The organism is Yinghuangia soli (genome assembly GCF_021502675.1).
GTDB lineage: Bacteria > Actinomycetota > Actinomycetes > Streptomycetales > Streptomycetaceae > Yinghuangia > Yinghuangia soli.
On sequence record NZ_JAKFHA010000006.1, the window covers coordinates 108,047 to 133,038 of the forward strand.

Below are 24,992 nucleotides of genomic sequence, written 5' to 3' on the forward strand. Positions count from 1 at the left end.
GGCGGCAGGTTGCGCCGCCGCAACAGCCGCCGAAGGAGCATCCGGCACAGCGTCGGCATGACCGCCCCCAAGGCGCCCCCCTGGCGCCACTTGAGCGGCGGGTTGCGGCGACTCGGTGGCGGCAGGTGATGGGGGGCTGTGTCCGGTATCGGCAGGGGTGTATGCGATGTCCCCTCCCCCGCTGCGCGGGTGCCCACCGAGCACGGGTCGTCCTTGTCAGCCGATCGGACAATTCGCCGGCGGCGGCCCCCGGTGCGCCGCGCTTCCCCGGCCCGACAACGATCAGATGCGGCCACTGGGCACGCGTTTCATTCCAAAGGGTGATTCGCGAGTGTCTGCCGTGACCTCGATTCGTTGCACCGTGGACAGAAGTGCACAGGAGGCGCAGGACGCGTGCACGCGGCCGGGCCCGGGCTCCGGGGGCGGCCCTCACGGAAGGCGGTAGTGGTGTCCGAGGTCTCGTTCGTCGTCCCCACCCGTAATTCGGGGCGCACGTTGGAGGCGTGTCTCAAGAGCCTGCGTGCGCAGACCGGGGCATCTGTCGAGGTGATCGTGGTCGACAACCGGTCGACGGACGCCACGCTGCGCATCGCCGCCCGCTGGGCGGACCAGGTCATCGCCCACGGGCCCGAGCGCAGTGCGCAGCGCAATGCCGGGTGGCGGGCGTCGCGGGCCCGGGTGGTGGCGTTCCTCGACAGCGACATGGTGCTGGACGCGGGCGCGGCGGCCGAGGCGGCCGCCGCGTTCTGCCAGGACCCGGGCCTGGGCGGCCTGGTGGTGCCGGAGTACGCGTTCGGGGCCGGATTCTTCGCGCGCTGCCGGGCGCACGAGAAGCGGCTCTACCAAGGGGACCCGGACACCGAGGGGGCGCGGTTCTTCCGCCGCGCCGCGGTGGAGCTGGCCGGCGGCTACGACGAGTCGCGGTACGCGGGCGAGGACTGGGAATTCTCCGACCGCATCGCCGCGGACGGCTGGACGATCGGCCGGCTGGAGTCCGCGGTCGGGCACGACGAGGGCCGGGTCTCGCTGGGCCGGGCGTTCGCGAAGAAGCGCTACTACGGCCGCAACTTCTACGACTACGCCACCCTCCCCCGCGAACGGCGCCGCCCCTTCATCCGGACCTCGCTGGTCAGTTCGCCGGTGCGGCTGGCGAAGGCTCCGGCGCTGACGGCGGGGCTGGTGCTGCTGAAGGCCGTCGAGGTCGGCGGGATGCTGTGCGGGATGGCCGAGGAGCGCCGGGCCCGCCGCAGCTGAGCACCGACGCGCACGCCTCCCACACCGCGTCCGCGACGTCGTCCCACGGCACCGCTCCCCCGCGCCAGCCCTCGGGCGACGGTGCCGCCGCCCAGGCCGGCAGGTGTTCGGCGAGGCCTGCGGCCAGCGCCTGCGGGTTCGGCGGGACGAGGATGCCGCCCGCGGCCGGGACGGAGTCGAGCAGCCCGGGATTGGCGTACGCGATGGCCGGGGTGCCCATCGCGGCCGCCTCGTCGACCACCAGCGCCCAGCCCTCCCGCACCGAGGTGCAGGCCAACACGTGGGCCCGGGCCATGAGTTCGTCGCGCACCTGACCGGGGACCCGGCCGTGGAAGTTGACGCCTTCCGGGGCGAGCTTGCGCAGCCGCGCGTAGTCGGGGCCGTCGCCGACCAGCCAGAGGCGGGCGGTCGGCATGCTCCGGCGCAGCAGCCGGAACGCGTCGAACAGCTGGTCGATCTGCTTGACCCGGGAGAGCCGGCCCACATGGATCACCGTGGGGCGGACCTCGCGGGGGACGTCCGGCCGCGGCCGCATCTCGATGCCCTCGGGGACCAGCGTGATGCGGCGCAGCCCGTAGGCGCGCAGCGAGCGGCGGCTGGACGGCGAGACGGTGAGGACCGGGACGTCGGCGAGCCGCGCGAGCCAGCGCGGTTCCAGCACGCTGCGGCCGAACCACGAGAGGGGCCAGGGGAATTCGTACGACCAGATCTCGCGGGCCACTTGGTGCACGAGGGCCACGACCGGCACCCCGCCGCTCCAGCTCGCGCAGTCGAACGGGCGCGTGTTGACCTCGTCGATCAGCAGGTCGAAGTGCTCGCCGCGGGCCCGGGCCGCGGCGTACCACACGCGGGCCGCGCGGTAGACGCCGTAGCGGCTGCCCGCCCGGATCAGCCGGATGCCGTCCGCGTCGGTCTCCTCCGCGGGCCGGCCGGGCGCCGCGCTGCCGAACCACGTGACGTCGTGGCCGCGGGCCGCCCAGCGGCGCAGCACTTCGCGGGTGTAGACCTCGGCCCCGCCGCCCTCCGGGTGGCCGGGCCCTTTCCAGTTGAACAGGCAGACGCGCACCGGCCACATGTACCAGCGCGGTGCCCGTGGTCGGCCGCGGCGCGTTCCGCGGCGACCGGATGTTCCCCTGATCGAGCGACGAAGTGACCACCTGCCGCCCTGATTCGTTGACCTCGCGTTCCCCCGTTTGTCCGTTGCGCGTTGTCCCAAGGAGTGCCGTGGACCAGTCGACCGACCCCAAAACCTCCGTCGCGTCCGCGGAAGGGGACTCCGCCGCGGCACGCGTGCCGGCCCAGGTCGCGTCGCGCGCGTCCCATGAACGCGTGCCGGAGACGCGCTACCGCCGCTACGCCACCAACCTGCAGTTGTGGCGGCGCAATCGCGACTGGTGGCGGTCGGAGCTCGGGGCCGGCATGAAGCTGCGCTACTACGCGGACATGACGGCGTCCTACGCCCGGTGCGCCCGCGGCCGCGACCGCGTGGTGCGCTACCTGGACCGCGACTTCGCATTCGACAACATCGCCACGCCGCTCAATCTGCAGACGTATCCGCGCGAGGTCGGCGGCGACGTGCTCGGCAACCTGCGCCCCGGCTTCCGGGTGCGCAGTGTGCTGGACGTGGGCGGCAACCTGGGCCAGTTCGCGGTCACGCTGCGGCACTTCGTGCCGGAGGCCGAAGTGGACGTGTTCGAGCCGAACGGGCTGATCCTGCCGCAGCTGGAGGCCAACACCGCGAGCCTGCAGGGCGTGCGGGTGTGGCCGTACGCGCTCTCCCCGCACCCGGTCGACGAGATGTACTTCGACCCGGGCCGCTCCGCGACCGGTTCGGTGCTCGCCGACCAGGTCGACGCGATCGGCACGCCGCGCCGTGTGGCGGTGCGCAGCGTGAGCGACCCGTCGACGGTGACCGGCAACCAGGAGTACGACCTCGTCAAGATCGACGTGGAGGGCTACGAACTCGAAGTCCTCAAGTGCCTGGGCGGCATGACGGTGCACTACCTGTACGTCGAGATGTCCGGGGTGCGCGGCGTCTACCCGCACTCCGAACTGCTCATGCTGGTACGCCGGCAGTTCGGGGACTTCCGGGTGGTGTTCCAGGGGCCGTGCGACCGGCGCTCGGTGAACCACCCGCTGCTGCTGGAATTCGCCGGCTGAGACGCACCGGCGTCCGCGCATGCGCCAGCAGGATCGCGGACGCCGACGGCACCCGGGTGAGCAGCCGGTCGAGCGGCCGCCCGGGGGCCGGCACGGCCTCGAACGCGGCACCGGTGATCCGGATGCGCCGGAACCCGCGGGCGGTGAGGAACTCCACGAGCGCGCGCCGGGTGAACAGCCGCAGGTGCCCGGCCACATCGGCGCCCGGCCGGCCGTAGATCCCGGACAGCGCGACCTCGGAGAACGCCGGCTGCACACCGGCCAGCAGCAGCATCCGGTTGAACCACGCGGCCAGGTTCGGGGTGGACAGGAACAGGTGCCCGCCCGGGCGCAGCACCCGGTACGCCTCGGCGACCGCGGCGTCCGGGTCCACCAGGTGCTCGACGATCTCGCTCATCACCACGATGTCCGCCGCACCGTCGTCGAACGGCAGCGGCCCGGCATCCAGCGCGGCCCGCACGGTCTGCACGCCGCGCGCCCGGGCCCGGGCCAGCGCGGTCTCGGACCAGTCCACCCCGATGACGCGGTGCTGCGGCCCGGACAGCAACCGGGCCATGCGGGCGGTCGCGTGGCCGTCCCCGCAGCCCAGGTCGAGCAGCGTGAGCGGCTTGACGGCATGCTCGACGACCGGCTTGAGCAGCGCGAGTTGGCGGCGGATGCGGTCCTGGCCGGAGCGGTACGGGGTGTCCTCGGCCTGGTAGAACGCCTGCAGCCGGGCGGCGGATGCGGCCTCGGGTGCGGCGGCTGCCGCAGGAGCTGCGGCAGGCGCGGCCGGGCGCGGGACCACCGGGGCAGGAGCGTCGGTCGACGTCGTCATGCCAAGAAGAACGACGGGCCGGACCGCCGAGTGACGGGAGAGCTCCGGCACTCGGCGGTTCGGCTTAGAGGCTGTCGGGCACCCGCGCCGCGGCGGGTGTCCGACAGCCCCTAAGCCAGGCGTCCGGCGGCGCCTGCGCGGGACTGCTCAGAAGTCGTCCGGGTAGGGCGCCGCGAGAGCCGCGGCGGCCGGTGCGGACGGTGCGGAGGCGTAGCCCGGCAGCAGCTCGGTGAGCAGCATGCGTACCGCCTCGTCGTCGTTGCCCGCCGCCGCACCGTACAGATCCGGCAGGCGGACCACCGCGCCGAGCGAATCCACCGGCGGCACCGTCGCGTACACGCGCGGATGCTCGGTCGGCAGGCGTTCCTCGACTTCGGAGAACAGCGCCTCGTGCAGTTTCTCGCCGGGCCGCAGGCCGGTGAAGCGGATCTCGACCTGCGGTTGGTTCACCTGCTCGACGAACTTGTGCACCAGGTCCACGATGCGCACCGGGTCGCCCATGTCGAGCACGAAGATCTCGCCGCCCTGGGCCATCCGGCCGGCCTCCAGGACCAGGCCGACCGCTTCCTCGATGGTCATGAAGAAGCGGGTGACCTCGGGGTGCGTGACGGTGACCGGGCCGCCGCCGCGCACCTGTTCGGCCAGCACGGTGAGCAGCGATCCGCGGCTGCCCAGCACGTTGCCGAACCGCACCCCGGCGAAGACGCCCGGGGCCTGCGTGTTGGCCTGCACGATGAGTTCGGCCAGCCGCTTGGTGGCGCCGAGCACCGAGACCGGGTCGGCAGCCTTGTCGGTGGAGATGAGGATGAACCGCTCCACCCCGATGTCCAGCGCGGCCCGCACCAGGTTCTCGGTGCCGAGCACGTTGGACTTCACCGCCTCGCACGGGTGCCGCTCCAGCAGCGGCAGGTGCTTGTGCGCGGCGGCGTGGAACACGACCTCGGGCTTGAGGTCGCGGAAGATCTGCTCGATGCGCGGCCGGTCGCGGATGTCCGCGATGACGAGCGTGTCGTCGTCCAGCAGCGCCTCGCCCCACACGTCCAACTGCAGCCGGTGCAGGTTCGACTCGTCGTGGTCCAGCATGTACATCTTGCTGGGCCCGAACCCGTACACCTGGCGGCACAGCTCGCTGCCGATCGAGCCGCCCGCGCCGGTGACCAGCACGCGGCGGCCGGCGATGACCTCGCGGACCGACGCCGAGACGACGTGCAGCTCCTGACGGCCGATCAGCCGGTTGACGTCGAGCGTGCGCATGTCGCTGCCCACCACGTCGCGGCGCAGCGCGACGAGGAAGGACGGCAGGTAGCGCACGCTGGCGCCGACCGCGGACGCGTCGGCCGCGACGGTGCGGAAATCCTCGGGTGCCAGCCCGGGGATCGCCAGCACGACGACCTCGACTCCGTGTTCCAGGCTGACCCCGACCAGTTCGCCGAGCCTGCCGAGTACCGGGAGGGTCTCCGGCAGACCCGGCTCCTCCCATGGCAGGCCGGCCACCCGGACCTGCTTCTTGTCCGGATCGTCGTCCAGGAAACCCACCGGGCACAACCCGAACTCGGGTGTGCGCAGCAGGTCGCGCGCGAGCGCGCTGCCTGCCGACCCGGCCCCCACGACCAAGGTCCGCAAACCCGCCCGCAGCGTGTCCGCCGACGTGGCATTCAACCCCATCAAGCCCCCCAAAGTCAGGGGCATCGTCACCGTCGGCGGATCGCTCCCGGTCACGTGCGGCATCGACGCTGCCGGACCCGCGGGCGAAAATCCCCATCCGCACCCACCGGCCCCAGGCGTCGCCCCGCGACTGCCCCTCCCGCCCCCACAACCCCGGCAGGCGCGGGAACGCCCACCGGTACCGCCGTTCAGACTACGGGTGTCATGCGGCGGGCGTTGGGCTTTGGTCCTATTTTTTCGGGGGGTACGGGATTACCCGGGGGATTGCTCCCGGACCGGGACCGTTCGCCGTGCGACCGGGCTACTCGCCGACCTCTTCGGCCAGCTCCAGCCAGCGCATCTCCAGGTCGTCGCGCTCCGCACCGACGGCCCGCAGCTCGGCGTCCAGCCCGGCCACCTTCTCGAAGTCGGTGGCGTGCTCGGCCATGCCGGCGTGCAGCTTCGCCTCGCGCTCGCCGAGCTTGGCCAACTGGCGTTCGATCTTCGTCAGTTCCTTCTTGGCAGCCCGGGTGTCGCCGGTCTTCTGCCGGACCGACGCGGCCGGTGCGGCGGCCTCCACGGCCGCGCGGCGCCGCTCCAGGTACTCCTCGACCCCGTTGGGCAGCATGCGCAGCGTGCGGTCGCCGAGCAGCGCCCAGGTCGTGTCGGTGGTGCGTTCGACGAAGTAGCGGTCGTGGCTCACCACGACGAGCGAACCCGGCCAGCCGTCGAGGAGGTCCTCGAGCTGGGTGAGCGTCTCGATGTCGAGGTCGTTGGTGGGCTCGTCCAGGAACAGCACGTTGGGCTCGTCCATGAGCAGGCGCAGCAGCTGCAGGCGGCGGCGCTCGCCGCCGGACAGGTCGCCGACCGGCGTCCACTGCTTCTCGCCGGTGAACCCGAACTGCTCGCACAGCTGGCCCGCGGTCAGTTCGCGGCCCTTGCCCAGGTCGACGCGCTCGCGCACGCGCTGCACGGCCTCCAGCACGCGCCACGTCGGGTCGAGTTCGGCGACCTCCTGCGACAGGTACGCCAGCCGCACGGTCTTGCCGACCACCACGACGCCGGCCGCCGGGGACTTCTCCTCGAACGCGGCGGCCGCCATGGTGCGCATCAGGGAGGTCTTGCCCGCGCCGTTCACGCCGACCAGGCCGATCCGGTCGCCCGGGCCGAGGTTCCAGGTCAGGTGCTCCAGAAGGGTCTTCGGACCGGCCTGGACGGTGACGTCCTTCAGCTCGAAGACGGTCTTGCCGAGCCGGGCGTTCGCGAACTTCATCAGCTCGCTGCGGTCGCGCGGCGGCGGCTCGTCGGCGATCAGCTCGTTGGCCGCGTCGATGCGGAACTTCGGCTTCGAGGTGCGGGCCGGGGCGCCGCGGCGCAGCCAGGCCAGCTCCTTGCGGATCAGGTTCTGCCGCTTGGTCTCCTCGGTCGCGGCGATCCGCTCGCGCTCGGCGCGGGCCAGGACGTACGCCGAGTAGCCGCCCTCGTAGTCGTGCACGCGGCCGGCCTGGACGTCCCAGGTGCGGGTGCAGACCTCGTCCAGGAACCAGCGGTCGTGGGTGACCACGATGAGTGCCGAGCGGCGCGCCTTGAGGTGCCCGGCGAGCCACGAAATGCCCTCGATGTCGAGGTGGTTGGTGGGCTCGTCCAGGATGATCAGGTCGTGCTCGCCGATCAGCAGCTTGGCCAGCGCGATGCGGCGGCGCTCACCGCCGGACAGCGGGCCGATGACGGTGTCCATGCCCTGCGGGAAGCCCGGCATCGACAGGCCGCCGAACAGCCCGGTCAGGACGTCGCGGATGCGCGCGTCGCCGGCCCAGTCGTGGTCGGGGCGGTCGCCGACGATCTCGTGCCGCACGGTGGCGGCCGGGTCGAGGTCGTCGGTCTGGCTCAGGAAACCCAGGCTCAGCCCGGTCATGTGGGTGACGCGCCCGGAGTCCGCGGACTCCCGCTGCGCCATCACCTTGATCAGCGTGGTCTTGCCGTCGCCGTTGCGGCCCACGACGCCGATGCGGTCCCCCTCGCCGACGCCGAGGGACACGGCGTCGAGCAGCGTACGCATGACGTACGCCTTGCTGACGGATTCGAGGTTGACCAGGTTCGCCACGGCACGACCTTCTTGAGGGCCTTCTCAGGAGCGGGGAGCACCCGATTCTAAGCGGGCGGCGCGACCGGTCGGATCTTCGTACCCGCGACCGGTCCGTGCGCGATGCGGGTGGTGCGGCAGGTGCCGGACTCCTCCAGGGCGCGGGCCACCAGCTTGGCCGCGTCCTCGTCGGCGGCGAGGAAGGCGCACGTGGGGCCGGAGCCGGAGACGAGGGCGCCGAGCGCGCCGGCCGCGGTGCCGGCCGCCAGGGTGTCGGCGAGGGACGGGCGCAGCGAGATCGCGGCGTCCTGCAGGTCGTTGCTCAGCGCGGCGCCGAGCGCGGGGGCGTCGCCGGCCCGCAGTGCGGCGATCAGCTCCTCGCGCGGCGCGGGCTCGGGCACCGGGACGCCGGCCTCGGCGCGCAGCCGGTCGCACTCGCCGTATACCGCGGGCGTGGACAGGCCGCCGTCGGCCAGCGCGAACACCCAGTGGAAGCGGCCCACGGACGGGACCGCGGCCAGGCGCTCGCCGCGGCCGGTGCCGATCGCGGTGCCGCCGAGGTCGCTGAACGGGACGTCGCTGCCCAGTTCCGCGCCGAGGCGGCGGAGCATCTCGCGCGGGGTGTTCCCGCGCCACAGGGTGTCGCAGGCCAGCAGCGTCGCGGCCGCGTCGGCGCTGCCGCCGGCCATGCCGCCCGCAACCGGGATGCCCTTGCGGATGTGGATGTGCACGGCCGGGTCCTGGCCCAGCCGGTCGGCGAGGAGTTCGACCGCGCGCGCCGCCAGGTTGCTGCGGTCCAGCGGCACCTCGCCGACGCCTTCACCCTCCAGGGTGATGGTGAGCTCGTCGGCCGGCGCGACCGTCACCTCGTCGAAGAGGGATACGGCGTGGAAGACGGACACCAACTCGTGAAAGCCGTCCGGTCGTACCGCCCCCACGGCGAGCTGGAGGTTCACCTTGGCGGGCACGGAGACGGTGACTGCGGACACGAGCGGGAGAACTCCTCGGTTTCGGCGCCGGGTTGCGACGATCGTACGGGGGGTGAGGAGGCCGTCACGCACGGGGCTCGGCGCGTGCGGTCCGGCGCGCGCCGGGCCGGCCGCGCCCCGGCGTACGCCCCGATCGGACCTGCCCGGACCTCAGCGCACCCCTCGGGGAGGACTGCCTCAGCCCCGCGGCCGGTTCTCCGCGATGCGCGCGAACTTGTCCACGTCCAGCGCCTCGCCGCGCGCCTTCGGGTCCACCCCGGCGGCCGTCAGGGCCTCTTCGGCCGCGGCCGGCGAGCCCGCCCAGCCGGCCAGGGCGGCGCGCAGCGTCTTGCGGCGCTGCGCGAAGGCGGCGTCCACCACCGCGAAGACCTCCTCGCGGCTCGCGGTGGTCGCGGGCGGCTCGCGGCGGACCAGCGAGACCAGGCCCGAGTCGACGTTCGGGGCGGGCCAGAAGACGTTGCGGCCGATCGCGCCGGCCCGCTTCACGTCCGCGTACCAGGCGGCCTTGACCGACGGGACGCCGTAGACCTTGCCGCCGGGCGTCGCGGCCAGCCGGTCGGCGACCTCGGACTGCACCATCACCAGGGTGCGTTCGATGCTCGGGAAGGTCTGCAGCATGTGCAGCAGCACCGGCACCGAGACGTTGTACGGCAGGTTCGCGACCAGCGCGGTCGGCGGCGGACCCGGCAGTTCGGCAACCGTCATCGCGTCCGCGTGCACGAGCGCGAAGCGGTCCGCCCGCTCCGGCATGCGCGCCTCGACGGTGGCCGGCAGGTGCCGGGCCAGCACGGGGTCGATCTCGACCGCGACGACGCGGTCCGCGGCCTCGAGCAGCGCCAGGGTCAGCGAGCCGAGCCCGGGGCCGATCTCCACCACGACGTCGTCCGGCCGCACTTCGGCGGTGCGCACGATGCGCCGCACGGTGTTGGCGTCGATGACGAAGTTCTGGCCGAGCTGCTTGGTGGGGCGCACACCCAGTGCCGCGGCCAGTTCGCGGATGTCCGCGGGACCGAGGAGACCGGGTCCCGCGGGACGATCACTCACGAGTACAGCTTACGGCCGCAAATGGGCCACGGGCTCGCGCCCCGCTTCACGAACAGCAGCTTCGCGCGGTACGTCTGCTCGTCCGCGGGCGCGGTGCTGGCCACGCCGGTGCCGCCCATCGACTGCCACGTGCGCGCATCGAACTGGTAGAGGCCGTGGTACGTCCCGGACGGGTCCACCGCGGTCGCCCGGCCGCCCGCCTCGCACTGCGCGAGTGCGCCCCAGTTGAGGCCGTCGGCGCCCTCCACCGAGGTGGGCAGCGGCTTGGTGCCGACCTTGACCTGCTGGGTGACCGGCGCCTTGACGATCTCCTCGGACACCTTGCGGGGGTCCTGCTTCACGCCGTCGACGGTCTCGTACGCCCAGGTGACCTTCCGGATGCCGGCCACGCCCTTGGTGGTGACCGACTCGGTGCCCTTGAAGGCGGTCGGGTCGTCGGTCTTCACCGTCTCGAACGGGATCCTCTCGTCCTTGACCAGGGTCGTCCCGGTCACGCGCAGCACCGACACCGTCATGCCCTCGGTGGGGTAGACGTCGGCGGGCGCGCTTATCCGGTCCTGCGGCCCTATGGCGATGTTCGCCTGCTGGAGCGCCTCGCCGAGGGTGGCGACGTTGGTGCGCAGCGGCACCTGCTTGCCGTCCACCAGGAAGGTGATGCCGCGTTCGGTGCGGACCGCGAGGTCCAGGCCCTGGCGGCCGATCGGCTGGCTGCGCGAGGCGGACAGGAACGCGCCGTCGGTACGCACGCCGAGCTGGTCCATCGCCTCGGACACCGAGCGGGCGGTCACCCACACCTGCTGCTCCCGGCCGTCCAGGGTCAGCGTGAGCAGGCGCCCGTAGCGGACCGCGATGCGGTCGCCGTCGTCCAGCTTGGTGTTCTTGCCGGGCGCCACGATGTCGTGCTCGCCGACCTTGATCTGCTGCCGGGACAGCACCTGCGAGACGCTGGACGCGAAGGTGTGGACGGTGCGTTCCTCGCCGTCTATCACCAGCGTGACCGTCTTGTCGTAGCGCATGAACGCCGTGGTCCCGCCCACCAGGACGGCCACCACCAGGAGTTGGGGCACCAGCGTGCGCACGGAGAACACGCGTCGCCGCGGCGCTCTGCCGCGCCTGCGGCCCCGCTCGGCGGAACGGCTCAAGGGTGGCTCCTCAAGGACGGCTCCTGTCACACCGGGCTTGCTCCGGGCCTGGTCCGGGCCTGGCGGCCCTCCCAAGCCCTCCTAAACCCTCGCCAGTCGACCGAGCATGGGACTGTAACAGGTTGCCCGAAGCCAACCGAGTGGCCGCCCACCCCGCACGGGTGACATCGCGGTGGCGCCCGCCGCGCCGGGCGGCGGTCAGGAGGTGCCGAACACGCGTTCCGCGTTGGCCGCGAGCGCGGTGCAGAGCTCGTCCTCGCCGACGCCCTTCACTTCCGCCATCGCGCGGACCGTCACCGGGATGAGGTACGGCGCGTTGGGCCGGCCGCGGTGCGGCACGGGGGTGAGGAAGGGGGCGTCGGTCTCGACGAGCAGCAGGTCCAGCGGGGCCACCGCCACCGCATCGCGCAGCTGCTGCGCGCTCGGGTAGGTCATGTTGCCCGCGAAGGACATCACGTAGCCGCGCTCGGCGCAGGTCTTGGCCATCTCGGCGTCGCCGGAGAAGCAGTGGAAGACGACCGTGTCCGGGGCGCCTTCCTCGAGCAGGATGCGCAGGACGTCGTCGTGCGCCTCCCGGTCGTGGATGACCAGGGCCTTGCCGTGCCGCTTGGCGATCGCGATGTGCCGGCGGAACGACTCCTGCTGCACTTCGGTGCCCTCGGGCCCGGTACGGAAGTAGTCCAGGCCGGTCTCGCCGACGCCGCGTACCTGCGGCAGCGCGGCGAGCGCGTCGATCTCGGCAAGTGCGGCGTCCAGCGCGGCCATGCCGCCGGGTTCGCGGCGCTGCCCGGACCAGCCGTCCGGGTCGCCCAGCACCAGGCGCGGGGCCTCGTTGGGGTGCAGGGCGACGGTGGCGTGCACGCGCGGGTTGTCGGCGGCGGCCTCGGCGGCCCACCGGGACGAGGGGACGTCGATGCCGATCTGCACGAGCGTCGAGACGCCGACCGCGGCGGCCGCGGCCAGCGCCTCGCCCACGTCGCCCTCCTGCAGGTCCAGGTGCGTGTGCGCATCCCAGACCGGCACCCGCAGCGACGGCGGAGCCGGGGGCGGAGTGGTGTCCTTCGGCCCGCCGTCGCGGCGCGTGCGCTTAGCCATGTGTCAGCTTTCCTTCTTCTCTTCCAGGCGCGGGAAGAGGATCTCGCCCTTGGTGACGGTCGCGCCCGCGGGCAACTGCCCCCACGTGCCGGCGTCCTGGACGCGCTGCGCGGCCAGGGCACCCAGGTGCGCCTCGGCGCCGAGCGACGCCCACAGCTTCTCCGCGGTGGCCGGCATGAACGCGTTGAACAGGACCGCGAGGGCGCGCAGCGAATCGGCCGCGGTGTACAGGATGGTCGCGAGGCGGGCCTGGCCCTCCGCGCTCTCGTCCTTGGCGACCTTCCACGGCTCCTGCTCGGTGAGGTAGCCGTTGACCAGCTTCACGTAGCCGAAGATGTCCTCCAGGCCGCCCTGGAAGTCCAGCTGCTCGATCTTCGCATCGGCCGACTTGACCGCCTCGGCGAGTGCGGTGTGCAGCACGGTCTCGGCATCGCCCGCGGCGGAGTCGGCCGGCAGCGTGCCGCCGAAGTACTTGCCGACCATGGCCGCGACGCGCGAGGCCAGGTTGCCGAAGTCGTTGGCCAGCTCCGACGTGTAGCGCGCGGTGAAGTCCTCCCACGAGAACGACCCGTCCTGGCCGAACGGGATCGCCCGCATGAAGTAGTAGCGGTACGCGTCGACGCCGAAGTGGTCGGTGAGCTGCTGCGGCGAGATGCCGGTCAGCTTCGACTTGCTCATCTTCTCGCCGCCGACCAGCAGCCAGCCGTGCGCGAACACCTTGCCGGGCAGCGGCAGGCCCGCGGCCATCAGCATCGCGGGCCAGATGACCGCGTGGAAGCGCAGGATGTCCTTGCCCACGAGGTGCACGTCGGCGGGGAAGGTCGCATCGAACTTCGCCTGGTCGGCGCCGTAGCCGACCGCGGTGGCGTAGTTGAGCAGCGCGTCGACCCACACGTACAGCACGTGCGCCTCGTCCCAGGGCAGCTTGATGCCCCAGTCGAAGGTCGAGCGCGAGATGGAGAGGTCCTGCAGGCCCTGCTGGACGAACTTCAGCACCTCGTTGCGCGCCGAGGCCGGCTGCACGAAGTCCGGGTTGGCCTCGTAGAACGCCAGCAGGCGCTCGGTGTACGCGGACATCCGGAAGAAGTAGTTGTCCTCGGACAGCATCTCCACGGGGCGGCCGTGGATCGGGCAGAGCTTCTCGCCCTCGTACTCGCCGGTGCCGTCGATCAGGTCGCCGGGGAGCTTGAACTCCTCGCAGCCGACGCAGTACGGGCCCTCGTAGGAGCCCTTGTAGATCTCGCCCTTGTCGTACAGGTCCTGCACGAACTCTTGGACGCGGTGGGTGTGCCGGTCCTCGGTCGTGCGGATGAAGTCGTCGTTGGCGATCTCGAGGTGCTGCCACAGCGGCTTCCACGCCGACTCGACGAGGCGGTCGGCCCATTCCTGCGGGGTGACCCCGTTGGCCTGGGCCGTGCGCATGACCTTCTGGCCGTGCTCGTCGGTACCGGTCAGGTACCACACCTTCTCGCCGCGCTGGCGGTGCCAGCGGGTGAGTACGTCGCCTGCCACGGTCGTGTAGGCGTGGCCGAGGTGCGGGGCGTCGTTCACGTAATAGATGGGGGTCGAGACGTAGTACGCCTTGCCCTCGCCGTGTCCGCCCGGGGTCGTGGAGAGATCAGTGGATCCAGTGGCCGCCATGCCGGAAATCCTACGGCCCGCCCGGGGTGGGTCGCCCCCGAGTATCGGCCCGGGCGGGCGCAGGGGCCGGCAGCCGAGGTCAGCGGCGGCTCAGCCGCTGGTACCAGTGGCGCGCCCGCGGCGCCGGCACGGCCGACGACCGGGCGGGCGGAGCGGCGACCGAGGCGACGCGCCCGGCCGGGAGGATCCGCAGGCGGGTCCCGTCGCAGTGCTCGCAACGCGGGCGCGAGAACGGAGAGGGCACCCGGTGCCCGTCCGCGTAGTAGTGGCAGACCTGGGCGCCGTGCAGGTCGGTGACGTGGTGGATCTCGTACGCGGTCTCCCAGCCCTGGCCGCAGCTGAGACAGACGAAGGCATAGGCCTCGTGCACGATCGTCGAGGTGTTCATGGCGACCTCCTCGCGCGGGCCTGCCGCCGACGGTTCGGCGGCTCCCCAAAGGGCCCCGGCCTCCAGGAAATGCCCGGCGTGCGGCCTGCCGTATCGGCGGTTACCGGCTCTTGACGACCTCACGTACGGAGGTTGGAAGAGTTGGGACGGCCATGGGCCGAACACTCCCATCGGGCTACCGCTCCGTTGCCCGCACTTGACGATCGCGGCACCCGCGCCCCACGTCTGCCGCAGCTCGGGGCGGGGCCGCGCCCGCGGCGTCAGGCCTTCTTCTTGGCGGCCACCACCGCGTCGAAGACGTCGCGCTTGGGCAGGCCGAGTTCGGCGGCGACCGCGGCGATGGCCTCCTTGCGGGGCTGCCCGGCGCCTTCGCGGCCGGCCACCAGGGCGGCCAGTTCGTCCGGGCCGATCTCGGCGGGATCCGCGGGGGGCGCCCCGGAGACGACCACGGTGATCTCGCCGCGCACGCCGTCCGCCGCCCAGCCGGCCAGCTCGGCGAGCGGCCCCCGCCGGACCTCCTCGTACGTCTTGGTCATCTCGCGGCACACGGCCGCGCGGCGGTCCGCGCCGAACGCCTCGGCCATCGCGGCCAGCGCCTCGGCGAGCCGGTGCGGGGCTTCGAAGAACACCATCGTGCGCGGCTCGGCAGCCAGTTCGCGCAGCCGTCCGGCCCGCTCCCCCGTCTTGCGCGGCAGGAACCCCTCGAAGCAGAACCGGTCCACCGGCAGGCCGGACAGCGCCAGTGCGGTCGGCACCGCGGACGGCCCCGGCACCGCGGTCACCCGCACCCCCTCGGCGACGGCCGCCTCGACCAGCCGGTAGCCCGGGTCGGAGACCGAGGGCATGCCCGCATCGGTGACCAGCAGCACGCGCGAACCGTCCAGCAGCGCGCGCACCAGTTCAGGGGTGCGGCCGGCCTCGTTGCCCTCGAAATAGGAGACCACCCGGCCCGGCACCTCGACGCCGAGCGCGTTGGCCAGGCGGCGCAGCCGGCGGGTGTCCTCTGCGGCGACGACGTCGGCGGCGGCCAGCTCGGCGGACAGCCGCGGGGGCGCGTCGGCGACCTCGCCGATCGGAGTACCGGCAAGCACGAGGACACCACTGGGTTCATGTTCCACGCGCCTATCCTCCCCCGTCGTGGACCCCGCACGGTCCCGCGGTCAATACGATGACCGCGTGACGAGCGACGTGGCGACCGACAGCCCCACCCGCAAGCGCCCACCGGACGAGGGCGAGAGCCAGGCGACTCCGCCGCCCGAGGCGGACGCCTGGTCGCGCACGCTCGCGCGGTTCTCCTTCCGTCCCCGGCCCCGCGTGTCGCTGCGCGAGCGGCTGGTGCCCGACTTCACCGACTCGACGCCGTACACCGGCGGCGGTTGGCTGCCCTGCATCCTGGTCACGCTGGTGGCCGGCTTCCTGCGCTTCTTCCGGCTGGGGCAGCCGGACGCGGTGATATTCGACGAGACGTACTACGCCAAGGACGGCTGGTCGCTCGTCAAGCTCGGCTACGAGGGCACCTGGCAGGACGTCGGCGACCTCAAGGCCAACGACGCGTTCGTGAACGGCGACTACAAGCCGTTCCTGAGCGAGTCGGGGTCGTACATCGTCCACCCGCCGATCGGGAAGTGGACGATCGGCCTGGGCGAATGGATGTTCGGGGTCAACCCGTTCGGCTGGCGCTTCATGGTCGCGCTGCTCGGCACACTGTCGGTGCTGATGCTGTGCCGGATCGGCCGCCGCCTGTTCCGCTCCACGCTGCTCGGCTGCATCGCGGGCCTGCTGCTCGCGCTGGACGGCCTGCACTTCGTGATGAGCCGCACCGCGCTGCTCGACCTCGTGCTGATGTTCTGGGTGCTGGCCGCCTTCGGAGCTCTGGTCGTCGACCGGGACGACACGCGCGCCACCGTCGCCCGGCGGCTGCGCGACGGGATCGACCCGCACCGGGCCTTGCGCATGGGCCTCGGGCTGCGGCCGTGGCGCATCGTCGCGGGCATCTGCATGGGCCTGGCGTGCGGCACCAAGTGGAGCGGCGTACCGGTCGTCCTGCTGTTCATCGCCCTCACGCTCTTCTGGGACGCCGGGACGCGGCGGGCCGCGGGCGCGGCCGGCTGGCGCGTCTACACCGCGGTGCTGCGCCGCGACCTGCCGTTCGCGTTCCTGTCGATCGTGGTCGTCGCGCTCATCGTCTACGTGTGGTCGTGGTCCGGGTGGCTGCTGACCGACGGCGGCTACCACCGGCAATGGGCGGACGGCCGCGAGGGGCTGTCGCCGGACACGTTCAAGTTCGGCCCGATCAAGATCAGCGGACTGCCGCAGTTCGACATGACGTGGGTGCCCGAGGCGTTCCGCAGCCTGTGGCACTACCACGGCGAAATGTGGAAGTTCCACAACGGCCTGGACGACCCGCACGTCTACCAGTCGAACCCCTGGAGCTGGATGGTCCTGGGCCGCCCGGTCTCGTACTACTTCGAGAACAAGACGTACGGGCAGGACGGCTGCGACGTCGACAAGTGCGCGCAGGAAGTCCTCGGCATCGGCACCCCGTTCCTGTGGTGGGCGGGCGTCATCGCGTTCTTCTACCTGCTGTTCTGGTGGGCCGCGCGGCGCGACTGGCGGGCCGGCGCGATCCTGTGCGGGCTGGCCGCCGGACTCGGGCCCTGGATGTTCAAGCAGGACCGCACGATCTTCCTGTTCTACGCGGTGGTGTTCGTGCCCTTCATCGCGCTCGCGGTGGCCATGATGATCGGCGCCATCCTCGGGCCACCGGGCTCCAGTGACCGGCGCCGGGCGTGGGGGGCGGCCGGGGCGGTCACGGTGGTCGTGCTCATCGCCTGGAACTTCCTGTACTTCTATCCGATCTTCACCGGCACCACGATCCCGCTCAGTGACTGGCAGGACAGGATGTGGTGGACGACGTGGATCTGACCCGGTCCAAGACGGGCCCGGCCGGGACCCGGGAGGGCGACATCCGGCGCCGGGCCATCGAGGCGACCCGCGCGCTGGCCGCCGAGGGCGGCTACGACAGCGTGCAGATGCGCGACGTCGTGCGCATGTCCGGGTTGTCGTCCGCGACGATCTACCGGCACTTCTCCTCGAAGGACCACCTGCTCGCCGCGACCCACCAGGACTGGATCGAGTCGCTGGAGCGCAGCCCCGCGGCCCGGCCGCGCGGCGCGGACGCGGCCGAGCGGGTCGGCGCCATCCTGGGCGACACCTGCAAGGCCATGGGCCGCAACCCGCGGCTCGCCGGGGCGCTCATCCACGCGCTCGGCTCGTCCGACCCGGGGGTGCGGGACTGCCACCGGGAGACCAACCGGATCATGCACGGCATGTTCCGCGAGGCGGTCGGCGACGAGGTGGCGGACGCCGACGAGTTCATCCGGCTGATCGGGGTGGCCTGGGAAGGCGCGCTGTTCAGCTGGGCGTTCGGGCGCATGTCGATGGACGACGTGGAACGCACCGTGCGGCGCAGTGCGCAACTGCTGATCGCGGGGGCGGCGGCGGAGCGCCCGGAGTCGAAACCGGAGTCGAAACCGGGATCGGAGCCGGAGCCGGAGTCGAAGCCGGAGGAGTGACGCGCGGCTGGTGCGCCGCAGAGCCGACGAAGCGGCGGCCGGTCCCCTGAGGGGACTCGGCCGCCGCTTCGCGTTTGCGTCCTCGGTTCGGTTCTTGGTTCGGTTCTTGGTTCCGATCCTGGTTCCGATCGCGGTTCCGTTCTCGGTTCCGTCCGCGTCGTGCGGGTGCCTAGAGCGGCATGAGGTCCGGGCGCTTGGGCTCCAGGCCGTCGCCGGACGACTGGCCGCGGAGCCGGCGGCCGATCCACGGCACCAGGTGCTCCCGGGCCCACTGCACGTGCTCGCGGCGCGCCGCGGCGGTGCTGAGCTGCTCGGCCTCCGGCGGCCATCCGGCCTCCGGGTCCTCGTCGGTGGGCAGCCCGAACGACCGTGCCGCGTTGAGCGCGACGCGCTCGTGCCCGCACGCGGACAGGTGCAGCCGGTCCTCGCTCCACGCGCGCCGGTCCTGCACGGCCTGCATGGCCCACAGGTCGACGACCGTGCAGCCGTACCGGCCGGCGATCACCCGCAGGTGCTCGTTGTAGGTGGCGACCTTGCCGCGCACCAGCTTGAGCAGGCCCAGTTCGCGGGTGTCGAAGCCGGTGAAGACGAGCACGTGCGCGCCGGCCGCGGTCAGGTCGGCCACCGCCTGCTCGTACTCGGCGGCCAGCTTGTCCGGGTCGCCGCCGGGGCGCAGGACGTCGTTGCCGCCCGCGCAGAAGCTCACCAGGTCGGGGTGCGCGGCGAGGGCGACCGGGAGCTGTTCCTCGATGATCTGGTGCAGCAGCTTGCCGCGGACCGCGAGGTTCGCGTAGCGCAGCCCGGGACGGGCCTCCGCCAGGCGTACCGCGAAACGGTCGGCCCACCCGATGAGGCTGCCGTCCGGGCCGGGGTCGCCGACGCCTTCGGTGAAGCTGTCGCCGATCGCCAGGTAGGAGTCGACGGTGTCCAGGCCGCGGGGCGCGGGGAAGTGCGGCGCAGGCCGGGCCGCCGGGGTCGGGACAGGGGTGGTGAGAGGGGACAGGGGCGCGTCGAGGTGTTTTGCTTCGTCGGCCATGTCACGCGATGTTGGCAGGTCGTGACCGGGCTACGCGACCGTAGTGAGCGGGCCGTCACGCGGGGTGCCGGGGCGGCTGCGGTGCGGTGCGGGAACAGGGCGGGAACAGGGCGGGAACAGAGCGGGAACGTAGCAGGACCGAAGCGGAACCGACCAAGATCGACAATGTGACCGGACGCGCACCAGGGTGGGTCAGACCAGGACAGGCCGGGGCTTTAACCTCGTACCACGGACGTCGGCGTATGGCCCTCGGGGACGCGGCCGGCGCCGGCCGCCCGCTGCACGTCCCTGAGCGCCTCTCCGCCGGCGCGTACGCCAGGATCTCCATGAACCGCGACACGTCCCGCCCGTCGTCCGTCCCGCCGCGGCAGCTGCCCTGGCGAAGCTCCGCACCGCATCTGCGGACCGTCGGCGACGCCGGCGGCGGGGGTGTGCTGGACCTCGGCCTGCTGCCCGACGAGCTCATGCGGGAAGTGGTCCGCGGGCATCCGGAGGCCGCGTTCGTGGTCTCCGACCAGGACGGCGGCACGCTGGTGCACGCGAACGCGCGGGCCGCCGAACTGTTCGGGCTGCCCGCGGACCTGCTGCCCGGGCTCGTCGCGGACCGGTTCGCGACCCCGTACGACCGCAACGGCGAGCCCGTCGACCCGGCGGACTCGCCGCTCGGCATCGCGCTGCGGCAGCGCATCCCGGCCCGCGCGTCGCTGCGCTACGCCGATGCCCAGGACCGCGCGCTGTGGCTCGACATCACGTGCCGGCCCCTCGACACCACGGTCGACGGCCACAACCTGGTGGTCTGCTACGCCGACGACATCACCGCGGCCAAGGGCGCCGAGCGCGCGGCGGCCGCGGCCAACCGCGAACTGTCCGCGCAGCTGGCCGACATCACCCGGCTGCACGAGCTCACCGAGGCGCTGGGCACGCGCGGGACCGTGGAGGAACTGCTCACCGAGGTCCTGCGGGCCGGCGGTCTGCTCACCGACGCCCGCATAGGCGTCGCGCGGCTCTACGACCCGGCGACCGGGACACTGCCGCTGGCCGCCACGATCGGCCTCGACGACGCCGCCCGCACCGCGCTGGCCGACTGGGGCGACACGCTGAACCACGGCGACACGCTCTACGGCGCGGACGGCTCGGCGGTCATCGAGGACATCGAGACCGACCCGCGCTGCACCCCGCAGTTCCGCGAGATCGCCCGCGCCATCGGCTTCCGCAGCGTCTACTGCGTGCGGCTGCCGACCGCGGACGGCGGCTGGCTGGGGAACCTGACCTGGGCCTTCCCGGACCTGAACCGGCCGACCCGGCGGCAGCGGCGGCTGACGTCCACGTACTGCCGCTTCGCGGGACAGCTGCTGGAGACGAACCAGCTCCACGAGCAGCAGCGCCGCATCGCCACCACACTGCAGCGCAGCCTGCTGCTCGAAGAGATCCCCGCGATCCCCGGGCTGGACATCGCCGCGCGCTTCTTCCCCGGCGCGTCCGGCATGGACACCGGCGGTGACTGGTACGACGTGATCCCGCTGCCGGACGGGCAGGTCGGCATCGCCATCGGCGACGTCATGGGCAAGGGCGTCCAGGCCGCCACGGTGATGGGCCAACTGCGCACCGCGCTGCGGTCCTTCGCGCTGCTGTACGGCGACCGCCCCACCGAGGTCCTGCGGCACCTCAACGCGCTGACGCTCAACATGGGCCTGACCGACATGGCGACGGTCGTCTACCTGGTCCTCGACCCGCGCCACGGGCGGGCCCGGCTGGCCAACGCGGGGCACTGCCCGCCGCTCCTGGTGGACCGGAGCGGACCGCGGTACCTCGACGGGGGCCACCACGTCCCGATCGGCGTGGTGCCCGACTGGTCCGCCCCGGAAGGCGAATTCGCGCTGGACCCGGGGGCGTTCCTGCTGCTGTACACCGACGGGCTGGTCGAGCGCCGCGGCGTCTCGATCCAGGCCGGTCTCGACCGGCTGCTGACGCTGGCCGTCGCCGCCCCGGCCGACCTGGACCACGCCTGCAACCACCTGGTGGACGCGTGCCTGCCGGACGGGAACGCCCAGGACGACGTCGCGCTGCTGACGGTCAAGCGCGCATTCTGACGCCGCGGCGCGGCCCCGCCTGCCCCGGGGCGCGCCGCACCCCGAAAACGCCGCACCCCGAGAACGCCGAAGGGCCCGTCCTCACGGACGGGCCCTTCGTTTTGTGGAGCTGTGGGGATTTGAACCCCAGACCCCCTCGATGCGAACGAGGTGCGCTACCAGACTGCGCCACAGCCCCAACGAGAAAGAACATTACCACCTCCGGGACCCCACTCGCGCACGGGTATCCGCCGGGGCCGGACCGCCCCCAAGGCGCGGCCGCGCGATCCTTCGGAGGGGCACCGCGCAGGTGGGAGCACCCGAGGGACCGGAGTGCGGCGCAGGAAGGGAGTTCGCGGCGGAGCGGCCGGGCGGATGCCGCGTCACACGAACGTGGCAGAACCGGATCCGCTGCTCCGCGGGCAGCGCCGCGGCACCTGGTCGCTTGCCTGCCGCGGGCCGCCCGCATGAGGAGCGAACCCCGGGGCGGGGGCCCGGGGGTTCGGTGGCGGGGGGGGGTCGACGGCCCGGCTACTCGTTGCCGGCGCGGGGCCAGTCCTGGGTGTAGAGGGGCGCGCTGGGGAGGTTGTACGGGGCTGCGGCCCGGCGCTGGTCTTCGGCGTACTGGTCGAAGAGCGGGGTCGGGGCCTCCGCGGCGCGGCGCGGTTCGGGGTCCTGGGGGTCGGCCTCGGGGCGTTCTGGCAGGGCGGGTTCGCCGCGCGGGACGACGGGGGCCGTCACGTAGGTGGGCAGCGGTACCGGGACGGGGTCCCAGGCGCCGCGGTCGCCCGCCTCGGCGTCGGACTGGAGGGCGGCGATCCACTCGGCGTGGTCGCGCGCCTCGGCCTCGCGGCGGCCGCCGGGCTTGGAGCGGGTGTCCTTGGCTTCGCGTGCCTCGCGCGGCTCGCGGCCTTCGCGGGCCTCGCGCGCTTCCGGGGCCGCGGCGCGCTCGGTGGGACGCGGCGTCCCGGTGCGCGGGTTGCCCGTGCGCGGGCCGGCGCTGCGCGGGGTGCCGTCGGCGGGCCTGCGCCGCGGGGCCTCGGAGGCCTGCGGTGCGGTGCGCCGGGCCTCGGGTTCGGCTCCGCGCGCAAGCCGCTGCGGTGCGGGCCGGCCCGCGGCCGGGGCCAGCTGGTTGCGCAAGTCCGTCTCGTAGCGGCGGCGTTCCTGGATGCGCAGGTAGGCGATGTAGCCCGTGAGCGCCAGGCCGGGCAGGACCGGAAGCCAGAACCAGGCCAGGCCCAGCAGCCCGGTGAGCACCGCGCCGCCGGTGAAGAGGAGGAAGAGCCCGACCACGACGCGGCGGCGCCGCGCGAGGAGCTTGGCGCGGCCGTCGGGGCGCTTGAGCGGCGCGGGCGCCTTGGCCGGGGCGGCCTGGTCCTTGCGGCGGCCGAAGAGGCCGCGTGCGGCAGGCTCGGGCGCCGGGGCGGCGGGCGGGATGCGGTCGGCGCGGACCGGCGCCGGTTCGGCGCCGCGCTCGGCGGCCGGCGTCCGCGGGGCGGGCCGGGAACGCTCGAAGGCCCCGTCGGCCGCTTCGGTGCGGCCCGCGTCGTCTGCGGGCGCGTGCACCTGGCGGGCGCGCGGGGCCTGGGCGGCCGGGGTCTCGCGCCGCCGGGCCGGGCTCTCGGCCGGTTCGTTCCCGGTCCGGCTCCCGCTCGCGGCGGGGGCCTTGTCGGCGCTGCCGGCGGCGGGTTCCGTCCGGGCCGCCTCGGGAGGCGGGTGCTCGTCCCGGGCCGGGAGGGCGATGGAGGAAGTCATGAGCCCGTCGTCGCCGTTGGCGATCATGCGGGCGTAGCGGCGCTCCAGGGCGCCGCGACGGGACAGGATCCGGATCGCGGTGGTGAACCGCTCGGTGTGACGGCCTTCGTTCAGCTCGTCCTGCCGGCGGAGCCACATGGGCACCAGATAGGCAGCCCAGGCCCCCACGATCGCTGCGTAGATCAGGCCGCTGCTGCTCACATTGCAACGCTAAGGCGCAGGGCGTCCGCAAAGAAGGAGGTGCGTCGGTGTGTCGCACGATCTTCTTTGATGCGTGTGTGACTACTGGGACAGAAGTGGCTCCTGTGTGTCCAGCGCAGTCATAGGAATACGCCGGGCAGCCCAACCGCGGGGCCGGACCCGGCCCATGACTCAGGACTCAGGACTCAGCCGCCGGCCAGTCCGCGGGATTCGCGGTACGCACGCCAGCGGGACAGCAGGCCTTCGGGGACTTCCTCGGAGTTGAGCGCGTAGACGAGGTGGTCCCGCCAGTCGCCGTCGATGTGCAGATAGCGCGGGCGCATGCCCTCTTCGCGGAAGCCCAGCTTGGCGACCACGCGGCGGCTCGGCATGTTCTCCGGGCGGATGCACACTTCCAGCCGGTGCAGGCCGATGCGGAAGAAGCAGTGGTCGGCGGCGAGCGCGACCGCGGTGGGCATCACGCCCCGGCCCGCGACCGACTCGTCGACCCAATAGCCGATGTGCGCGGAGCTCATCGAGCCCCACGTGATGCCGGCGACCGTCACCTGGCCGACCAAGCGTCCGTCGTACAGGATCACGAACGGCAACATGCGGCCGGCCGCCGCCTCGGCGCGCAGGTAGCGGGCCATCTGACGGAACGTCGGACGCCGGGCGGCCGGGGACCCGGGCGGCACGGTGGCTTCCCAGCGCCGCAGCCAGTCGCGGTTGCGGGCGTGCACCTCCTGCCACACGTCGGCGTCCCGGCCGCGGATCGGCCGAAGGGCGACCCGCCCTTCGGCCAACTCCACCGGCCAACCGCGGATCAGGGGGTGCCCCAGGGCGGAGAGGACTGGTACCCGCCGCCCCCGCCTCCGCCGAAGCCTCCCCCGCCGAAGCCGCCGCCCGGCTGCTGCTGGCCGTAGCCGCCGCCCGCGCCGCCGTAGCCGCCGGACTGCTGCCCGTAGCCCTGGCCGCCGAAGCCGCCCGCGGGGCCGCCGCCGAAGCCGCCGGCCCCGTGGTCGCCGCCCTGCAGCTGCTGCACGGCGTGCATCAGCACCTTGCTCAGGACCTCCATGCCGTCGCGCGCGCCGCCCGCGGAGCCGGGCAGGTTCACGATCAGGCTGCGGTAGACCCACTGCGCGTCCTGCACGACCGCGACGCCGGCGATGCCGCGCGACAGGACCGAGGTCGGCACCTTGTCGAAGCTGTGCTGCCGGATCGCCTCGGCGATGCCGGGGACCTCGAACGTGATGACCCGGCGCGTCATCTCCGGCGTCTGGTCCATCGGCGTGAGGCCGGTCCCGCCGGTGGTGATGATGACGTTCTGCTGCTGGGACACCGCGTCGCGCAGCGCCTGCGCGACCGGTTCGCCGTCCGGGACCACGATCGGCCCGCGCACCTGGAAGCCCAGCCGGGTCAGCTCCTGCTGGATGATGGGACCGCTCTCGTCCCCGTACGTGCCCTGCGCGGCCCGCGTCGACGCGGTGATCACCGTGGCTCGCATCAGTCTTGCCCTCCGTCCCCTCGGACCGGCGCGGTCGGGCTCTCCCCGGCCGCCGCACCGGTCGCGTCCCCGTCTGCGCCGGGGTCTGCGTCCGAGTCTGCACCCGGTTCGGCACCGCCGCGGGCCCAGTCTCCGGACACCCCGCCGGTCTTCTCCTCGACCCGGACGTCGGTGATGACCGCGCCCGGATCGACCGCCTTGATCATGTCGACCACGGTGAGCGCGGCCACCGACACCGCGGTGAGCGCCTCCATCTCCACGCCGGTGCGGTCCGCGGTGCGCACGGTCGCGGTGATGGCCACCGCGTCGTCCTCGACCGCGAGGTCGACCTTCACCCCGTGGATGGCGATCGGGTGGCACAGCGGCACCAGGTCGGGCGTGCGCTTGGCGGCCATGATGCCCGCGATGCGCGCGGTGGCCAGCGCATCGCCCTTGGGCACCCCTTCGCCGCGCAGCAGCTCGACCACGCGCGGTGCCACCAGCACCCGCCCGCTGGCCCGGCCGGTGCGCACCGAGACCTCCTTGGCCGTGACGTCGACCATGCGGGCCGCGCCCGATTCGTCGACGTGCGTCAAAGTCTCGCCGCGCACCCGTTCTCCCTCTCGTGCCCGTGGTC

The 24,992-nt window shown here is 73.0% G+C and carries 18 protein-coding genes, 1 tRNA gene and 3 pseudogenes; 5 read left to right on the plus strand and 17 right to left on the minus strand.

The genetic code is table 11. The features are described 5' to 3' along the window. Positions 1-447: 447 nt before the first annotated feature. A pseudogene (locus tag LZ495_RS45270) lies at positions 448-768 on the plus strand (glycosyltransferase family 2 protein); the annotation flags it as partial. Between the two features lie 361 nt (positions 769-1,129). Here LZ495_RS45270 and LZ495_RS13555 read toward each other — a convergent pair. After that, complete coding sequence (locus LZ495_RS13555; protein WP_235052408.1) at positions 1,130-2,320, minus strand: glycosyltransferase family 4 protein; 1,191 nt, start codon at positions 2,318-2,320, stop codon at positions 1,130-1,132. A gap of 158 nt (positions 2,321-2,478) precedes the next feature. On the opposite strand from LZ495_RS13555, the gene LZ495_RS13560 reads away from it, so the two are divergent. Further along, positions 2,479-3,414, plus strand: coding sequence for an FkbM family methyltransferase (locus tag LZ495_RS13560; RefSeq protein ID WP_235052409.1), 936 nt, complete (start codon positions 2,479-2,481; stop codon positions 3,412-3,414). Here LZ495_RS13560 and LZ495_RS13565 read toward each other — a convergent pair. The 10 genes from LZ495_RS13565 to rsmI all read right to left on the minus strand — a co-directional run bounded on the left by LZ495_RS13565 (position 3,311) and on the right by rsmI (position 15,375). Further along, positions 3,311-4,231, minus strand: a complete 921-nt coding sequence (locus LZ495_RS13565; protein ID WP_235052410.1) for a class I SAM-dependent methyltransferase — start codon at positions 4,229-4,231, stop codon at positions 3,311-3,313. The genes LZ495_RS13560 and LZ495_RS13565 overlap by 104 nt on opposite strands. Positions 4,232-4,378: 147 nt before the next feature. After that, positions 4,379-5,896, minus strand: a complete 1,518-nt coding sequence (locus LZ495_RS13570) for a polysaccharide biosynthesis protein (protein ID WP_235052411.1) — start codon at positions 5,894-5,896, stop codon at positions 4,379-4,381. A gap of 301 nt (positions 5,897-6,197) precedes the next feature. Beyond that, the gene (locus LZ495_RS13575) at positions 6,198-7,934 is read right to left on the minus strand and encodes an ABC-F family ATP-binding cassette domain-containing protein (RefSeq protein WP_235052616.1); all 1,737 of its coding nucleotides are present in this window, start codon (positions 7,932-7,934) and stop codon (positions 6,198-6,200) included. 92 nt (positions 7,935-8,026) lie between these two features. Then, positions 8,027-8,947, minus strand: coding sequence for a 4-(cytidine 5'-diphospho)-2-C-methyl-D-erythritol kinase (locus LZ495_RS13580; protein ID WP_235052412.1), 921 nt, complete (start codon positions 8,945-8,947; stop codon positions 8,027-8,029). Positions 8,948-9,124: 177 nt separating this feature from the next. After that, positions 9,125-9,991, minus strand: a complete 867-nt coding sequence (rsmA, locus tag LZ495_RS13585; RefSeq protein ID WP_235052413.1) for a 16S rRNA (adenine(1518)-N(6)/adenine(1519)-N(6))-dimethyltransferase RsmA — start codon at positions 9,989-9,991, stop codon at positions 9,125-9,127. Next, complete coding sequence (locus tag LZ495_RS13590) at positions 9,988-11,133, minus strand: resuscitation-promoting factor (protein ID WP_235052414.1); 1,146 nt, start codon at positions 11,131-11,133, stop codon at positions 9,988-9,990. Before LZ495_RS13590 ends, rsmA begins: the two co-directional genes overlap by 4 nt. A gap of 198 nt (positions 11,134-11,331) precedes the next feature. Next, entirely contained in the window at positions 11,332-12,228 is an 897-nt protein-coding gene (locus tag LZ495_RS13595) for a TatD family hydrolase (protein WP_235052415.1), read from the minus strand. Positions 12,229-12,231: 3 nt separating this feature from the next. Further along, entirely contained in the window at positions 12,232-13,869 is a 1,638-nt protein-coding gene (metG, locus tag LZ495_RS13600) for a methionine--tRNA ligase (protein ID WP_235052416.1), read from the minus strand. Positions 13,870-13,948: 79 nt separating this feature from the next. Further along, positions 13,949-14,257, minus strand: a complete 309-nt coding sequence (locus LZ495_RS13605; protein WP_235052417.1) for a hypothetical protein — start codon at positions 14,255-14,257, stop codon at positions 13,949-13,951. Between the two features lie 260 nt (positions 14,258-14,517). Continuing rightward, positions 14,518-15,375, minus strand: a complete 858-nt coding sequence (rsmI, locus tag LZ495_RS13610; protein ID WP_235052418.1) for a 16S rRNA (cytidine(1402)-2'-O)-methyltransferase — start codon at positions 15,373-15,375, stop codon at positions 14,518-14,520. Positions 15,376-15,433: 58 nt separating this feature from the next. Here rsmI and LZ495_RS13615 point away from each other — a divergent pair, with 58 nt between their 5' ends. Beyond that, positions 15,434-17,182: a dolichyl-phosphate-mannose--protein mannosyltransferase gene (locus LZ495_RS13615; protein ID WP_235052419.1), complete on the plus strand. Its 1,749-nt coding sequence runs from the start codon at positions 15,434-15,436 to the stop codon at positions 17,180-17,182. After that, positions 17,164-17,832 (plus strand): TetR/AcrR family transcriptional regulator, encoded by a 669-nt coding sequence (locus tag LZ495_RS13620; protein WP_235052420.1) that lies wholly within the window; start codon positions 17,164-17,166, stop codon positions 17,830-17,832. The genes LZ495_RS13615 and LZ495_RS13620 overlap by 19 nt, the downstream gene beginning before the upstream one ends. Positions 17,833-18,001: 169 nt before the next feature. Here the strand turns inward: LZ495_RS13620 and LZ495_RS13625 are convergent, their stop codons facing one another. Next, complete coding sequence (locus tag LZ495_RS13625; RefSeq protein ID WP_235052421.1) at positions 18,002-18,868, minus strand: SGNH/GDSL hydrolase family protein; 867 nt, start codon at positions 18,866-18,868, stop codon at positions 18,002-18,004. 242 nt (positions 18,869-19,110) lie between these two features. Between LZ495_RS13625 and LZ495_RS13630 the strand changes: the two genes are divergently transcribed. Then, a complete protein-coding gene (locus tag LZ495_RS13630; protein WP_235052422.1) occupies positions 19,111-20,958 on the plus strand; it encodes a SpoIIE family protein phosphatase in 1,848 nt (615 codons plus the stop codon). A gap of 104 nt (positions 20,959-21,062) precedes the next feature. Here LZ495_RS13630 and LZ495_RS13635 read toward each other — a convergent pair. The 5 genes and pseudogenes from LZ495_RS13635 to moaC all read right to left on the minus strand — a co-directional run. Next, a tRNA-Ala gene (locus tag LZ495_RS13635) sits at positions 21,063-21,136 on the minus strand. Positions 21,137-21,468: 332 nt separating this feature from the next. Further along, entirely contained in the window at positions 21,469-22,893 is a 1,425-nt protein-coding gene (gene sepX, locus LZ495_RS13640; protein WP_235052423.1) for a divisome protein SepX/GlpR, read from the minus strand. A gap of 185 nt (positions 22,894-23,078) precedes the next feature. Further along, positions 23,079-23,681 carry a GNAT family N-acetyltransferase gene (locus LZ495_RS13645; RefSeq protein ID WP_235052424.1) on the minus strand — a complete coding sequence of 201 codons (603 nt, stop codon included), beginning with the start codon at positions 23,679-23,681 and terminating at the stop codon, positions 23,079-23,081. A 194-nt stretch (positions 23,682-23,875) separates the two neighbouring features. Beyond that, positions 23,876-24,376: pseudogene (locus tag LZ495_RS13650) on the minus strand (MogA/MoaB family molybdenum cofactor biosynthesis protein); the annotation flags it as partial. Positions 24,377-24,495: 119 nt separating this feature from the next. Further along, a pseudogene (moaC, locus tag LZ495_RS13655) lies at positions 24,496-24,966 on the minus strand (cyclic pyranopterin monophosphate synthase MoaC); the annotation flags it as partial. Between the last annotated feature and the right edge of the window lie 26 nt (positions 24,967-24,992).